The 14,460-nt window shown below is 70.4% G+C and carries 11 protein-coding genes; 2 read left to right on the top strand and 9 right to left on the bottom strand.

Going from position 1 to position 14,460, the window contains the following annotated elements:
- Positions 1 to 14: 14 nt before the first annotated feature.
- The 6 genes from ACLJRM_RS00135 to ACLJRM_RS00110 all read right to left on the bottom strand — a co-directional run bounded on the left by ACLJRM_RS00135 (position 15) and on the right by ACLJRM_RS00110 (position 6,204).
- On the bottom strand, positions 15 to 1,184 hold the full coding sequence (locus tag ACLJRM_RS00135) for a lipid-transfer protein (protein ID WP_101606505.1): 1,170 nt from the start codon (positions 1,182 to 1,184) through the stop codon (positions 15 to 17).
- Positions 1,184 to 1,579 (bottom strand): MaoC family dehydratase, encoded by a 396-nt coding sequence (locus tag ACLJRM_RS00130; protein WP_410661859.1) that lies wholly within the window; start codon positions 1,577 to 1,579, stop codon positions 1,184 to 1,186. Before ACLJRM_RS00130 ends, ACLJRM_RS00135 begins: the two co-directional genes overlap by 1 nt.
- The gene (locus ACLJRM_RS00125; protein WP_410661858.1) at positions 1,576 to 2,490 is read right to left on the bottom strand and encodes a bifunctional MaoC family dehydratase N-terminal/OB-fold nucleic acid binding domain-containing protein; all 915 of its coding nucleotides are present in this window, start codon (positions 2,488 to 2,490) and stop codon (positions 1,576 to 1,578) included. The genes ACLJRM_RS00130 and ACLJRM_RS00125 overlap by 4 nt, the downstream gene beginning before the upstream one ends.
- Positions 2,487 to 3,659 carry an acyl-CoA dehydrogenase family protein gene (locus ACLJRM_RS00120; RefSeq protein WP_101606502.1) on the bottom strand — a complete coding sequence of 391 codons (1,173 nt, stop codon included), beginning with the start codon at positions 3,657 to 3,659 and terminating at the stop codon, positions 2,487 to 2,489. The genes ACLJRM_RS00125 and ACLJRM_RS00120 overlap by 4 nt, the downstream gene beginning before the upstream one ends.
- Positions 3,660 to 3,663: 4 nt before the next feature.
- Positions 3,664 to 4,728, bottom strand: a complete 1,065-nt coding sequence (locus ACLJRM_RS00115; RefSeq protein WP_101606501.1) for an acyl-CoA dehydrogenase family protein — start codon at positions 4,726 to 4,728, stop codon at positions 3,664 to 3,666.
- Positions 4,729 to 4,812: 84 nt separating this feature from the next.
- A complete protein-coding gene (locus tag ACLJRM_RS00110; protein ID WP_410602152.1) occupies positions 4,813 to 6,204 on the bottom strand; it encodes a WS/DGAT/MGAT family O-acyltransferase in 1,392 nt (463 codons plus the stop codon).
- A 66-nt stretch (positions 6,205 to 6,270) separates the two neighbouring features.
- Between ACLJRM_RS00110 and ACLJRM_RS00105 the strand changes: the two genes are divergently transcribed.
- The gene (locus ACLJRM_RS00105) at positions 6,271 to 7,518 is read left to right on the top strand and encodes an alpha/beta hydrolase fold domain-containing protein (RefSeq protein WP_410661857.1); all 1,248 of its coding nucleotides are present in this window, start codon (positions 6,271 to 6,273) and stop codon (positions 7,516 to 7,518) included.
- Here the strand turns inward: ACLJRM_RS00105 and ACLJRM_RS00100 are convergent.
- The 3 genes from ACLJRM_RS00100 to ACLJRM_RS00090 all read right to left on the bottom strand — a co-directional run bounded on the left by ACLJRM_RS00100 (position 7,506) and on the right by ACLJRM_RS00090 (position 13,655).
- Entirely contained in the window at positions 7,506 to 8,690 is a 1,185-nt protein-coding gene (locus ACLJRM_RS00100; protein ID WP_410661856.1) for an SWIM zinc finger family protein, read from the bottom strand. The genes ACLJRM_RS00105 and ACLJRM_RS00100 overlap by 13 nt on opposite strands.
- Positions 8,690 to 11,464, bottom strand: coding sequence for a DEAD/DEAH box helicase (locus ACLJRM_RS00095; protein ID WP_410661855.1), 2,775 nt, complete (start codon positions 11,462 to 11,464; stop codon positions 8,690 to 8,692). Before ACLJRM_RS00095 ends, ACLJRM_RS00100 begins: the two co-directional genes overlap by 1 nt.
- A 115-nt stretch (positions 11,465 to 11,579) precedes the next feature.
- The gene (locus tag ACLJRM_RS00090; protein ID WP_410661854.1) at positions 11,580 to 13,655 is read right to left on the bottom strand and encodes an acyl-CoA dehydrogenase family protein; all 2,076 of its coding nucleotides are present in this window, start codon (positions 13,653 to 13,655) and stop codon (positions 11,580 to 11,582) included.
- A gap of 157 nt (positions 13,656 to 13,812) precedes the next feature.
- On the opposite strand from ACLJRM_RS00090, the gene kstR reads away from it, so the two are divergent.
- Entirely contained in the window at positions 13,813 to 14,460 is a 648-nt protein-coding gene (kstR, locus tag ACLJRM_RS00085) for a cholesterol catabolism transcriptional regulator KstR (RefSeq protein ID WP_101613050.1), read from the top strand.

Below are 14,460 nucleotides of genomic sequence, written 5' to 3'. Positions count from 1 at the left end.
GCATTGAGGTGATCTCACCCGGCGGTCAAGACCAGTCCGCTCGTAGGTACGCCCGTTCCGGCGGTCACGAGCACCCGTGCGGCCCCGTCGACCTGGTTGACGGCGTCTCCCCGCACCTGCCGGACCCCTTCGGCGATCCCGTTCATCCCGTGGATGTAGGCCTCCCCCAGCTGCCCGCCGTGCGGGTTGAGCGGCAGTTTCCCGTCGAGTTCCAGGGTGCCGCCGCCGATGAAGTCCTTGGCCTCGCCCTTCCCGCAGAAGCCGAGTTCTTCCAGCTGCATCAGGACATATGGGGTGAAGTGGTCGTACAGCACGGCGAGGTCCATGTCGCCCGGTCCGAGCCCGGACTGCGCCCACAGTTGCCGTCCCACGACCCCCATCTCGGGCAGCGCGGGCAGGTCGTCGCGGTAGTAGCTGGTCATCACGTACTGGTCCGGGCCGCTCCCCTGCGCGGCCGCCGCGATCACGGCGGGCCGGTGCGGCAGGTCGCGCGCGCGTTCGGCGCTGGTGACCACGAGCGCGACCCCGCCGTCGCTCTCCTGGCAGCAGTCGAGCAGGTGCAACGGTTCGGCGACCCAGCGCGACGCCTGATGGTCTTCGAGCGTGATCGGCTTGCCGTGGAACCACGCCTTCGGGTTGGTCGCGGCGCGGGCGCGATCGATGACGGCGATCCGGCCGAAGTCCTCGCTGGTCGCGCCGTACTCGTGCATGTAGCGCCGGGCGAGCATGGCGACGGTCGCGGCGGGCGTCGCGATCCCCATCGGGTAGTGGAACGCGTTGTCGACACCGGAGGAGTTCACCTGCCCCGCCGCGGCCGAGGAGACCTGGCCGAACCGCATCCCGGACCGTTCGTTGAAGGCCCGGTACGCGACGACGACGTCCGCGACACCGGTCGCGACGGCCATCGCGGCCTGCTGCACGGTCGCGGCCGCCGCCCCGCCGCCGTAGTGGATCCGGCTGAAGAACTTGAGTTCGGGGATGCCGAGTTCCCGGGCCACCGAGATCTCGCTGTTGCCGTCCATGGTGAACGAGACCAGACCGTCCACATCGGACGGCTTGAGCCCCGCGTCGGCCAGCGCCGCCGAAACCGCCTCCGCCGCCAGCCGAAGCTCGCTGCGCCCGGAATCCTTGGAGAACTCCGTCGCGCCGATACCGGCGATCGCCGCCTTCCCGGACAGGGTCATCACTCGCCTCCCAGGGTGATCGCGACGGTGCCCACCACGTGTTCGCCGAGACTGTCCACACCGGACACGGAGATCACCACGTCGTCGCCGTCGCGTTCGGTGACCCGTCCGGTGAAGGTCAAGGTGTCGTAGGCGTGGCAGGGCACGCCGAGCCGGATCTTGATCGACCGCACGAACGCCTCCGGCCCCGCCCAGTCGGTGACGAACCGTTGCACCAGACCGGTGTCGGTGAGGATGTTGAGGAAGATGTCCTTCGATCCCCGTCGCACTGCGGCGTCGCGGTCGTGGTGGACGTCCTGGAAGTCCCGGGTCGCCAACGCGGTGCTCACCACGAAGGTCGGGGTGGCCTCGATCGTCAGCGGCGGCAACTCGGTGCCGACGGCACAGTCCTTCATCGCGCGACCCTCCAAGCGGGCAAGGTCAGTTCCTCGTCGACCTTCACGAAGGCGGCTTCCACCGGAAGTCCGATGTGGACGGCTTCGGGGTCGGCGTCGAGCAGCTCGCCCATCACCCGGACGCCCTCCTCCAGTTCGACGAGCGCGACCACGAACGGCAGGTCTTTGCCGGGGACCTTCGGATGGTGGTGCACCACGTAGCTGTAGACCGTTCCCCGCCCGCACGCCACGACGTGATCCGGCTTCGCGCCGAGGTCGCCGTCCGGCGGCATCGGGCCTGGCGGATGCCGCAGCGTCTCGCCCCACCGCTGGATCCTCAGTTCACCCTCGCGCAATCCGGCCCAGAAGAACTCGGTGTCCTTGCTGATCACCGGCCGCAGTACGGGTGCCGCCGCCTTGGCGGGCTCCGCACCCGGCGGGCGGAACTTGAGTACCCGGAACACCATGTCCGCGACGGCTTCTTCGCCGACGTACCAAGTGGTCTTCGTCGTCACGAACCAGCCTTCGCCCAGCGCGGTGCGTTTCGGCCCGACGACACTCTCGAGTTTCGCGGTCGCCTCGACCCGCTCACCGTGCCGCAGGTAGCGGTGGTAGCGCTGCTCGGAGTTCGTCGCGACGACCGAGGTGAACCCGGCTTCGTCGAGCACCTCCATCATCGCGCCGAGCGGATCGTCCGACGCCCTCGTCCAGTGCAGCCCGCCCATCGTCCACACCTGCGCCATCGCGGGCGGCGCGACGAGTCCTTTATGGACACTCTTCGCGGCGAACTCTTCGTCGACATAGACGGGATTGCGGTCGCCGATGGCCTCGACCCAGTTGTTCACCATCGCCTGGTTGACCGCGTCCCGGGCCGCCCTCGGCGCGGATTCCCCTTGTGCGGCGATGCGTTCGGCCGCTTCCTGGATGCTCATCGCGGCACCCTCGGCAAGCCGAGCCCGGCGGTGGCGATCAGCTCGCGCTGGATCTCGTTGACGCCGCCGCCGAAGGTCAGCACCAGATTGCGTTTGGCCACCACGTCCAGCCACAGCGCCAGTTCCGCGGTCTCGGTGTCGGCCTGATCGCCGTGCCGTGCCACGATCTCCTCCAGCCTCCTCGCCAGGCGCTGGATGCGTTCGGAACCGACGATCTTGGTGGCCGAGGCGTCGGCCACCGCCACCGGCCCGGTCGCCGAAGACGCCGCGACCTGCCAGTTCAGCAGTTCGTTGACCCGGGCCGTCGCCCAGGTTTCCGCGAGGACGCCGCGGACGTCCGGCAGCTGCGTCAACGGCGTGCCGTCCGGCGTCTTCCTCGACGCCGCCCAGTCGCGGACGCGATCGTGGAGCCCGCCGATGCGACCGGCCGGGCCGAGCATGACGCGCTCGTGGTTCAGCTGGGTGGTGATCAGCCGCCAGCCCTCGTTCTCCTTGCCCACCAGCATGTTCGCGGGGACCCGGACATCCGAGTAGTACGTGGCGTTCACGTGGTGCGCGCCGTCGCAGGTGATGATCGGCGTCCACGAGTAGCCGGGGTCGCGCGTGTCCATGATGAGGATCGAGATGCCCTTGTGCTTCGGCGCGTCCGGCGCGGTCCGCACGGCGAGCCAGAGGTAGTCGGCGTCGTGCCCGCCGGTGGTGAAGGTCTTCTGGCCGTTGACGACGTACTCGTCGCCCTCGCGCACGGCGGTGGTCCGCAGCGACGCGAGATCGGTGCCCGCGTCGGGTTCGGTGTAGCCGATGGCGAAATGGATCTCACCGGCCAGGATCTTGGGCAGGAAGAAGGACTTCTGTTCTTCGGTGCCGAACGCCTGCAGCGTGGGCCCTACGGTCTGCAAGGTCACCGACGGCAGCTGGACGTCGGCACGGGCGGCCTCGTCGACGAAGAGGTGCTGCTCGATCTCGCCGAAACCCCGGCCGCCGTACTGTTCCGGCCAGCCGACGCCGAGCCAGCCGTCCCGGCCCATCCGCCGGACGATCTCGCGGTACACCGGTCCGTGCCGCTCGCGCAGCATCGAGCGCCGCTCGTCGGCGCTCACCAGACCGGCGAAGTACTTGCGCAGTTCTGAGCGCAACTGCTGTTGCGCCGCGGTCAGTTCGATCAGCATCGGTTCACCCCGCCACCAGTTCGCCCAAGGCGGCCAGCCGATGCGAGGCGCCGCCGAGCGTCCGTCCCAGATCCTTGACCGCCGACGAGAACCGGTGCAGCGGATACGTTTCGTCCACGCCGATCCCGCCGTGCAGGTGATGGCAGACGGCCAGCGCCCCGGGCGCCTCCTCCGCCAGCCAGTACGCCGCGACGTCGAGGTCCGCCTCGGCGTCGAGCCCCGCCGCGAGCCGCCAGACCGCCGACCGCGCGGCCAGCTGGACGGTTCTCGAAGCGACGTAGACGTCCGCGATCTGCTGCGCCACCGCCTGGAACGCCGCCAGCGGGCGCCCGAACTGCTCGCGTTCGCCGACGTGCTTGGTGGTCAGCGCGAGCGCGCCGGCGAGCAGACCGTCGCCGAACGCCACGAGGCCCGCGAGCGCGAACCGGTGCAGGGTCGCGATCGCTTCGCCGGGGCCGGGCCCGTTCAGGAGGTCGGCATCGGTGACGGTCACGGAATCGAGCGTCATCGTGTAGTCCGGGGTGCCGGAAGAGGTTCTCGTCGGCGTCAGCGTCACGCCGTCCGCCCGGGGATCGACCAGGAAGACCCCGGTACCGCCGGGCATCGAGACCGGCGTCAGGATCCGGCTCGCCTCCGCCGCGAACGGGACACCGACCTTGACCCCGCTCAGCCGCCAGTCCCCCGCCGGCTCGGCCACGCTCGCGGGCCGGGTGGCGAACGGCGTGGAAGGTTCGTGGAGTGCCGCGGTGAGCACGGATTCGCCCGCGGCGACCGGCGGGAGCAGGGCCGCACGCTGGTCCGGGCCGCCGAGCGCCGCGACCGGCAGAACCCCGAAGGCCAGCGACGCCAGCGCGGGAGTCGGTGAGGCCACGCGACCGAGCTCGGTCAGCACCAAGGCGACCTCGGCCACGCCGAGGCCGTCACCGCCGAGTTCGGCGGGCAGCGCCAGCGCGAGCAGACCGGAGCCGGCGAGCGCGCGCCACGTCTCGGCGGGTTCGCGCTCCTTGCCGAGCACGCGCGCGGTCAGCGCGGTGACCTCGGTCTGCGTCTCGTCGAACTGGAAGTCCACACTGGCTCCTCACCGGGGCGAACGGGCACAATACTGAAACCTGTTCTAGTCTTATCCGGAAGGCGGCCGAACGGCAACCCCTCGCTAAGGAGCGGCCTTGAGGAGTTCCTGGAGAGCATCGGGGAAGTGGTCGGCGAGCGGCCACAGGTCGCCGGTGAGTTCGCGGGCGCCGAGCAGGCCGACGTCCACCCGGCCCGCGTTGGACAGCACGGTGACGTTCAGCCCGGCGCCGTGGAACACCGGCCCGAGCGGGTAGAGCCCGGTGATCCGGCAGCCCAGCAGGTACAGGGGCATCGGCGGACCGGGCACATTGGACACCACCAGGTTGTGCACCACCGGATGCCGTTCGGCCAGGCGCAGCGCGGAATACGCGCGGACCGCGAGACCGAACATGGTCGCCGCCGAGAACTGCGCCCAGTCCTGGAGCATGTCGGCGTCGATGTCGTGGTGGTGGTCCTTGGACAGCCGGTTCGACTCCGCGAGCATGAACACGCGCGCGGCGGGATCCTCCAGATGGGTGGGCAGCGACGCGAAGAAGGCCGAGACCTTGTTGCTGCCGTGCTCACGCTCGGTGCGTTCGTGCACCGACACCGGCACGGTCGCCACCAGCGGGTCTTCCGGCAGCTCGCCCCGGTCCCGCAGGAACCGCCGCAGGGCACCGGAAACGACGGCGAGGACGACGTCGTTGACGGTCACCCCGAAGGCGTTCTTGATCCGTTTGACCTCGTCGAGGTCGAGGGAGGCGTAGGCGACACTGCGGTGTGCGGTGATCGTCCCGTTGAACGACGTGCGCGGAGCGGTGAACGGGACCGGCATTCCCTTGCCCTGCAACGCTTTACCGAGCCATTTCGGGACGAGCCCGAGCAGGTCCGGCAGCAGTTTCACCACCTCGGCCGGGCGTTTCACGAACGACGTCAGCCCCGCGCCGAGCAACGCGCGCCTGCCGGGAACGCCCCCGTTGTGGCGTTCGTCCCGCGCGATCTCCGGCGGCGGGGCGTCCGGTTCGAGCCCGGCGAGATAGGTGATCAGGCTGGCGCCGCTGACCCCGTCGACGCTGGCGTGGTGCATCTTCAGCAGGACCGCGATCTCGCCGCCGGCCAGGCCTTCGATGACGTGCAACTGCCAGAGCGGCTGCGCGCGGTCCAGCCGTTGTCCCGCGATGTGGGCGCACAGTTCGGCCAGTTCGCGCCGGTCACCGGGCGCCGGTACGCCGATCCGGTGAACGTGGGCCTCGAGGTCGAAATCCTCGTCCTCGACCCAGACGGGGTGGGTCGGATTCCAGAGTGGATTGTGCAGCTTGCGCCTGAATGCCGGGATCAGCCCGACCCGTTCGGCCAGTTTCTCCTTGAAGCGCTCGAAATCGTAGCCGCCGGGCATGGTCGAACGGTCGAGGATGAGCAGTCCACACACGTGCAGGACCTGGGCCTGCGTCTCCAGGTAAAGAAAACTCGCGTCCAGACCACTCAATCTCCGCATAAGAATCACCTTAAGTGAACTTTGCAACGGGTTCTAGGCGGTCACCCGGCGGTAGGATCGGTGTCCATGCAGCCGAGTTTCGTCGTCCGCCAGGCACTCCAGCTCGCGCTCGCCGCGAACGCGTTGAAGCCGCCGAGAGGCGCCAGGACGGCGGTTCCGGCGTTCTTCGCGGGCTGGCTCACCGGGGAACTCGCCCCGCATCTGCTCGCGGTCACCGCGGCCGACGCGGCCGCGCACGTCGCGCGTCACCGGGGCGGATCGAGCAAGGCCGGTCTCGCGCTGGCGGCCGCGTCGGCGGCCGGTCTCGGCGTGCTGATCGCGCAGTCCCAGCGGGCCCGCGGCGAGATCGAGACGGCGCTGACCGAAGGCATCGGCACGGCCTACACCGAGGAACTGGAGCATCCGCCGAGCCCGACCGACCTCGCGACACCGTGGGGCCAGCTGGCCATGCCGTTCCGCATGCGCGACCCGGAGGTGCGCCGCGAACGCAACATCGCCTACGCGCCCGGCGGGAAGCGGTTCCTGCTCGACATCTACGCCCCGCGGAAGAAGGTCACCGGCGCGCCGATCCTGCTGCAGGTGCACGGCGGCGCGTGGGTGATCGGCAACAAGGACCAGCAGGGCCTGCCACTGATGCTGCACATGGCCAAACGCGGCTGGCTCTGCATCGCGATCAACTATCCGCTCTCCCCCGCCGCCCGGTGGCCCGCGCACATCATCGCGGCGAAACGCGCGCTGGCCTGGATCCGGGACAACGCCGAGTCCTACGGCGGCGACCCGTCCTTCGTCGCCGTCACCGGAGGTTCGGCGGGCGGGCATCTCGCGGCGCTGCTGGCGCTGACCGCGAACGACCCGGCGCTGCAGCCCGGCTTCACCGAGGCAGACACGAGCATCCAGGCGTGCGCGCCGCACTACGGCGTGTACGACTTCGCCGCGACCAGCGGGCGGCGCTCCAGCCAGACGCGGTTGAAGACGCTGATCGCCCGGCACGTCTTCGAGGCGGACAAGGACCCGGTGAACTTCCTCGACGACTACATCGCGGCGTCACCGCTGGACCGGATCACCGAGGACGCGCCGCCGTTCTTCGTCATCCACGGCGTCCACGACTCGCTGGTGCCGGTGGGCGAGGCCCGCGAGTTCGTGCGCCGCCTGCGGGAGAAGTCCCAGCGTGAGGTCGCGTACGCCGAGATCTCCGGTGCTCAGCACGCTTTCGACGTCTTCCCCTCGATCCGCAGCGCCCATGTGGTCCGCGGGGTGGAGCGGTTCCTGGAATGGAGCTATCGCAGCTCCCTCCGTCGAGGTCAGGGCGGGTAGATCACGTCCGTCGGCCGCGTGGACGGCGGGCCGTCGACCCGCCAGCCCTCGCCGTCGCGCACGAAGCGGTACCAGCGTTCGTCACGGCCGTAGCGCAGTTGCAGGTCGCCCTGGGTGATCCGGTTCCGCCAGACCTTCGGCTCCCCCGGCAGTCCCGATTCGGCAAAGTCCGCCTTGGCCTGCGCGAGCGGCGCCTGCCCCGGCCGCCAGACCTCCCGGATCACCGCCATCCCGCCCCGGCCCGCCTCACGCCAGGCCTGAGCCCAGAGGCCGAGATCCCGGACCGGAACCCCCGCGGCCTCGGCGAGTTCGGCGACGACGGCGGGATCGCTCGCCGCAGCCCGGCGCGCGAGGTCTTCCTCGAATGTCAGCTCCACTTCGCGCTCGGGCCCCATGACCAGCAGTTCCCAGGCCCTCGCGGCGGCGTCGGCGGCCAGTTCCGCGAACGTGTCGCCGCTCCAGCCCGTGCCGTGCGGCGGATCGACGTCGAGGACCGCGGGCGGCCCGACCGTGCCGGGAACGGCCAGCCGCGGGGGCACCGCGGCGATCCGCCGGGTGTAGGCGCGTTTCGGGTCGACCCCGGGCGTGGCGGGGGCACGCACCCGCTTGCCCGGCTCTCTCGCGGGAGCCCGGCGGGACCGCAGTTCCGCGAGCACGGCCTCCCTCGGCCTGCCGCGCAGCAGGAACAGCACGAACGGATCGGCGTCGACCTCGTCCGCGACCAGGTAGTAGACCGCGGCGACGTGTTTGCACGGGTTCGCGCTGTCGGGACAGGAACACTTCGGGCGCAGGTCGCCGGGGCCCGGCAGCAGATCCGCGCCGGCAGCCCGGGCATCCTCGGCCAGCTCACCGGGCAATTCGCCGTCGAGGAGAGCGGCGACATGCCCGAGCCGTGAGCCGACCATGCCGAGCAGGCTCTCCCACTGCGCCTCGGTGAACGCCAGCATGTGGATGGTCACCCGGTACGGCACGGCGCGGCTGCCCTGCACCCAGGCCGTCACCTCGCCCGTGCCGACCACCAGCTTGCTGACCGTCCCCTTGCGCGCGTACGTGCGCCCGCGCGGCAACCGGTTCGGGTCGAGTTTGGCGCGGTCCTCCAGTGCTTCGACCCACGCCTGGCCCCACCACGTGTTGCCGAAGGTGCGCCGTTTCCGCCCGGTCGCGCTCGGCATCAGGTCTCCCCGAGCCGGACGAGGTCGGTGAGTTCGTCGTCGGACAGTTCGGTGATCCAGTTCTCGCCCGCGCTGATGACCGAGTCGGCCAGTCCGCGTTTGGTCTCCAGCATCGTGGCGATGCGCTCTTCCAGCGTGCCTTCGGCGATCAGCCGGTGCACCTGGACCGGCCTGTCCTGCCCGATCCGGTAGGCGCGGTCGGTGGCCTGGTCCTCGACAGCCGGGTTCCACCAGCGGTCGTAGTGGATCACGTGGGTGGCCTTGGTCAGGTTGAGCCCGACGCCACCCGCCTTGAGGGACAACAGGAACACCGGCACCTCGCCCGCCTGGAACCGGGAGACCATCTCCTCGCGGGCCGCCGGCGTGCTCGACCCGGACAGCAGCATCGTCGGCAACCCGCGTTCGGCCAGGCGTTTCTCCAGCAGGCGGCAGAGCTGGACGTACTGGCTGAACACGAGCACGCTGTCGCCCTCGTCGAGGATGACGTCGAGCAGTTCCTCGAAGGCGGCGAGCTTGCCGGAGCGGCCGTGCAGCACGCCGGGTTCCTTGAGGTACTGCGCGGGATGGTTGCAGATCTGCTTGAGTTCGGTGAGCAGTTTGAGCACCTGCCCGCGCCGGGCCACCCCGTCCAGTTCGCGGATCATCGCGAGGTTCTCCCGGACGACGGCCTCGTACAGCGTCGTCTGCTCGGCGGTGAGCGGGACGAACCGGTCGGTCTCGGTCTTGCGCGGCAGTTCCGGGGCGATGTCCGGATCGGTCTTCTTGCGGCGCAACAGGAACGGGCGCACGGTCGCGGCGAGCCGTTCGGTCACGGCGGTGTCCCGGTCGCGTTCGATCGGGCGCGCGACCTTGCGGCGGAACCCGTCGAGCGAGCCGAGCAGTCCCGGCGTCGTCCAGTCGATGATGGACCACAGTTCGGTGAGACGGTTCTCCATCGGCGTCCCGGTCAGCGCGACCTTCGCGGCGGCCGGGATCTTCCGCAGTTCCTTGGCGGTGACCGAAAGCGGGTTCTTGACGTGCTGCGCCTCATCGGCGGCGATCATCCCCCAGCCCACTTCGGACAGTGTCTCGCGATCCCGGCGGAGGACGCCGTACGTGGCGAGCACGACCTCGTCGGACGCGACCTCGTCGAGATGGCGCCCGCCGCCGTGGAACCGGCGCACCGGGATGTCCGGCGCGAACCGGGCGAACTCGCGTTCCCAGTTGCCCAGCAACGAGGTCGGGCACAGGACGAGCGTGGGACCTTCCTTGAGCGGGCGGCGGTGCAGATGCAGGGAGATGAACTGGATCGTCTTGCCCAGCCCCATGTCGTCGGCGAGACAGGCGCCCAGACCCAGCCCGGTCATCGTCGCCAGCCAGGCGAGGCCCGCCTTCTGGTACGGCCGCAGGGTGGCTTGCAGTTCGGCGGGCTGCTCGATCGGTTCCGCGGCGCTGTCACGGATCCGCTGGAGCAGCCCCGCCAGCGCGGACGGGACGGTGAACTCGACCTTTTCGCCGTCCAGTTCCAGTTCGCCGGTGAGCGCCGCGGCCAGCGCCTCGGCCCCGGACAGCTTCTTCGCCCGGTGAGCACGCACCTTCGCGATCAAGCGTGCGTCGACCTTGATCCATTTGCCCCGCAGCCGCACCAGCGGCCGTTTCGCCTCCGCGAGCGCGGTGACCTCGTCGTCGGTGAGTTCCTCGTCCCCGAGGCTCAGCCGCCAACGGAACTGCAACAGGCTCTTGAGCGTGAACTCGGGGCCGGTGACACTGCCCGGCGCCTGCGTCGCGCTCGCCTTGGCCTTGAGCTCGCCCGAGAACAGGTCCTTCGGCCACTGCACCTCGATACCCGCGCCGCCGAGCGCCGCGTCACCGTGGGTCAGCAGGTCGACGACCTCGTCGTACTCCAGCGCCAGTTCGGTCGGCGCGGCCGATCGCAGCATGCGGCCGAGCGGCGACCACGCCCTGGCGCCTCGCCGCAGCCCGAGCAGCAACTGCGTCTCGACCTGCTCGCCCATCCGCTCCAGCACGGCTTCGGGCGCGTCCCACAACGTCGCCGCCTCGACGATCAGGCTCGGATCGGCGGTGCTCCGCACGGCGAGGACCGCGGCGAAAGTGGGCTCTTCCTCGGGGTTCTCGGGCTCGTGCACCTCCATGCGCAGGATGAGACGCGCGCCCTGGGCCTGACGGGCGTTCAGTTCCGCGAGCCACGCGGCGCCGTCCGGCCCGACCAGCGTCGGCTCGGCCGAGGCGAACGCCGGACCACCGGCGGCGACACTCGCGGCGGGCGTGCGCACCAGCACGTCCGCCGTCGCGTCCCAGAGCGCGCGGATCAGCGACTCCGGCGAATGCAGCCGGATCCGTTTCAGCCCGGACAACGGCAGCGCGTGCGCCTCGGGCGGCAGCGCGGCGGCGAGCCCGCGCAGCAGCTCCTCGTCGGCGACGTCGAGCGGGCCCACCCGCCACGAATCCACCCCACCGGGTGAGGCCGCGGGCAGCAACCTGCCGCGGGCGATGAGGTTCACCCCGGCCTCGGCGGCGGCCGACCACGCGGCGATGGCCGGGCTCAGCTCGCCCTCGGCGGTCAGCAGCCGCGGAATCGCGCGTGACAACGGGACGAGCGCCGCGTCGACCTTCGTGCGCCGGAAGACCTTGTTCTCCTTGCCCGCCGGAAGCACGAGTTCGATCGCGGTGTCACCCGCTACGCCGTCTCCCCAGAGCGCCAGCACGCCGTCCCGCGGGGGATCCGAGGGGACGAAGATGGCTTGGGTTCCTGTGCCGAACTCCACGACCCGCACGCTAGAGCACGGGACCGACAACCGGCTGGCGGCGGTGCCATGAAAGGCCCGTTACTTGCAAATTTTGCAAGTAACGGGCCTTTCATAGCACTTCACGGAGCCGTGACCGGGACTTTCAGGACCGTGGGAGCCCCAGCAGCCGCTCGGCCGTCAACGACAGCAACACCTGCGTGGTGCCGCCCGCGATGCTGAGGCAGCGGGTCAGCAGGAACTCGTGCTGCGCGGGGTCACCGGCGACGAGGGCGTTCTCGCCGAGCGCCTCCAGCGCGAATTCCGCCACCGCCTGCCGGTGCCGGACGCCCAGCAGTTTGCGCACGCTCGACTCGGCTCCCGGATCCTGGCCGTCGAGCCGCCGCAGCGTCGCCCGCAGGTCCAGCACCGAACACGCGCTGCCGTCGGCGATCAGCGCGCCGAGTCTCTCCGAATCGGCGCCGTCCCCGAGCGTGGCGAGCAGGTTCTCGACGCCTTCCCCGACCGCGGACCCGCTCCCGAGGGCGACGCGTTCGTTCGCCAGTGTCGTCCGCGCGAGCCGCCAGCCGCCGTCGACCTCGCCGACGACCATGTCGTCCGGGACGAAGACGTCGTCGAGGAACACTTCGTTGAAGACGGCGTCGCCGGTGATCTCGCGCAGCGGACGGGTGCTGATCCCGCCGGCGGTCATGTCGACGAGGAAGTACGTGATGCCCTTGTGTTTCGGCGCGGCCGGATCGGTGCGCGCCAGGCAGATCGCCCAATCGGCTTCGCGGGCCAGCGACGTCCACACCTTCTGACCGTTGAGCAGCCATCCGCCGTCGACGCGCCGGGCAGTCGTGCGCAGCGACGCGAGATCGGAGCCTGCTTCGGGCTCACTGAACAGCTGGCACCAAATGATCTCGCCGCGCAACGTGGGCGCGGCGAACCGGTCCCGCTGTTCGGGAGAACCGTGCTCCAGCAGCGTCGGGATCGCCCAGGAGCCGATGACCAGGTCGGGACGGCGGAGGTCACAGTCGGCGAGCGCGGCGTCGATCCGCAGTTGCTCGGCGGCGGCCGCGCCCCGGCCGTAGGGCGCGGGCCAGTGCGGGGCCAGCAGCCCCGAATCGGCCAGCGCGACACGTCGTTCCGGCTCGGGCAGAGCGGCGATTTCGCCGACCAGGGCACGGAGTTCGGCGTCCTCGCCGAACTCGACGCGCAACGTCCGGCGGTCGCCGCGCAGCGCGAGTTCGGCGGCGCGACGACGCCACCGGGCGGAACCGCCGAGCCACTGCCGCAGGGCCACGGCACGGCGCAGATAGAAGTGCGCGTCATGCTCCCAGGTGAATCCGATGCCACCGAGGATCTGGATGCAGTCCTTCGCGTTGGCGACGGCCGCGTCGAGGGCGTAGGCCGCCGCCGTCGCGGCCGCGAGGGGATGCTGCGCCGGGTCGTCGGCCGCCCTCGCCGCGTCCCACGCGAGAGCGTCGGTGGCTTCGGCCCGGCAGAGCATTTCCGCGCAAAGGTGTTTGATCGCCTGGAACGAGCCGATGGGACGGCCGAACTGTTCTCGCACTTTCGCGTACTCGACGGCGGTCCGGAGGCACCATCGTGCGATCCCCGCGGCTTCCGCGACGCCGAGCGTGGCGGCGTAGGCGTCCACGGGAAGCGACTCGAAAACCGCTTCGGCCCGCACGCCCGTGCAGCGGACGCGGCCGACCGGGCGGGACACGTCGAAGGGGTCACACTGCTCGATGTCCACTCCGGACGTCCCGGGTGGGATGAGCGCGCAGACGTCGCCGTCGGAGACCAGCAACCATGCCGACGGGTGAACGTCGAGAGCCGGTCCTGACACACCGTCGACGACCGAGTCCGCGATACGGAAACCCGGGCCGAGCACCACCGCCAGCCGTTCGGTCCCGTCCGCGAGACCGGGCAAGATTTCCTTGGCGGCCACGGGATCCGTCGCGAGCAGCGCGCCGCCCAGCGCGGTCCCGAGGACAGGACCGGGTACGAGTGCTTCGGCGGCTTCGGCGAGCCCGGCGGCCAGGTCGGCGAGCGTGCCACCGGCGCCGCCGACGTCTTCGGGGATGGCGACGCCGAACAAGCCGAGTTCCGCCAGCCCTGGCGGCGACTCGGCGATCCGGCCACTTCGGACGGCGTCGACGGGGCGGGCGGCAGCCGCCCACGCCCGGATCGACGCGGCCAGCGCCGCCTGTTCCTCGGTGAGCGCGATCGACACGGGTGAGACCTCCTCGCCGGACCTACCCGCGAGTGTAGAACGTGTTACAGTTTCTTGCCCAGTGGGTCACGTCTTGAACAGTTCGTCCGCTTAGGTACGCTACGCGAGGAAAGTGGAACAAGTTCCGAAGATCGGTTCGATGAAGGGGGACGTGGCGATGCCAGGGAAGGCCAAGGCACCCACGAGCGCGAAGGCGCGAAGCGGCAACGGTCTCTCCGCCCTGGGCGGCGAGGAACTCGGCTCCGCGGCACAACGCGACCGGCGGCGCCGCATCATCGACGCGACCCTGACCCTCGCCGCCAAGGGCGGGTACGACGCGGTCCAGATGCGGGCGGTCGCCGAGAAGGCGGACGTCGCGCTCGGCACGCTGTACCGCTACTTCCCCTCGAAAATCCACCTGCTCGTCTCCGGGCTGGCCAGGGAATTCGAACGCGCGCAGGAGAAACTCGAGCGCGCGGCCATCCCCGGTGACACCCCGAGCGAGCGGCTCATGGTCGTCCTCGGCCGCAACACCCGGCTGATGCAGCGGGACCCGCATCTGACCGAGGCCATGGTCCGCGCGTTCATGTTCGCCGACACCACCGCGGCCGCCGAGGTCGAGCAGGTCGGGCGGCTGATGGAGAACATGTTCGCCAAGGCCATGGGCATCGAGGACCCCACCGAGGCCGACCGCGACATCTTCCACGTCATCGCCGACGTCTGGATGGCGAACCTGGTCGCCTGGGTGACCCGCCGCGCTTCGGCCGCCGACGTGGCGAACCGGCTGGAACTCTCGGTCCACCTGCTGCTGGACAAAAACGGCTGA

This window comes from Amycolatopsis sp. lyj-84, assembly GCF_046549075.1.
Classification (GTDB): Bacteria; Actinomycetota; Actinomycetes; order Mycobacteriales; family Pseudonocardiaceae; genus Amycolatopsis.
The sequence above is the reverse complement of the archived record's forward strand: the minus strand, read 5'-3'. Positions and strand labels throughout refer to the sequence as shown.

Bases quoted from the DNA above. Each gene is read 5' to 3' on its own strand.
- ACLJRM_RS00135 (WP_101606505.1), bottom strand. From the start codon at position 1,184: ATGACCCTGTCCGGGAAGGCGGCGATCGCCGGTATCGGCGCGACGGAG.
- ACLJRM_RS00130 (WP_410661859.1), bottom strand. From the start codon at position 1,579: ATGAAGGACTGTGCCGTCGGCACCGAGTTGCCGCCGCTGACGATCGAG.
- ACLJRM_RS00125 (WP_410661858.1), bottom strand. From the start codon at position 2,490: ATGAGCATCCAGGAAGCGGCCGAACGCATCGCCGCACAAGGGGAATCC.
- ACLJRM_RS00120 (WP_101606502.1), bottom strand. From the start codon at position 3,659: ATGCTGATCGAACTGACCGCGGCGCAACAGCAGTTGCGCTCAGAACTG.
- ACLJRM_RS00110 (WP_410602152.1), bottom strand. From the start codon at position 6,204: ATGCGGAGATTGAGTGGTCTGGACGCGAGTTTTCTTTACCTGGAGACG.
- ACLJRM_RS00105 (WP_410661857.1), top strand. From the start codon at position 6,271: ATGCAGCCGAGTTTCGTCGTCCGCCAGGCACTCCAGCTCGCGCTCGCC.
- ACLJRM_RS00100 (WP_410661856.1), bottom strand. From the start codon at position 8,690: ATGCCGAGCGCGACCGGGCGGAAACGGCGCACCTTCGGCAACACGTGG.
- kstR (WP_101613050.1), top strand. From the start codon at position 13,813: ATGCCAGGGAAGGCCAAGGCACCCACGAGCGCGAAGGCGCGAAGCGGC.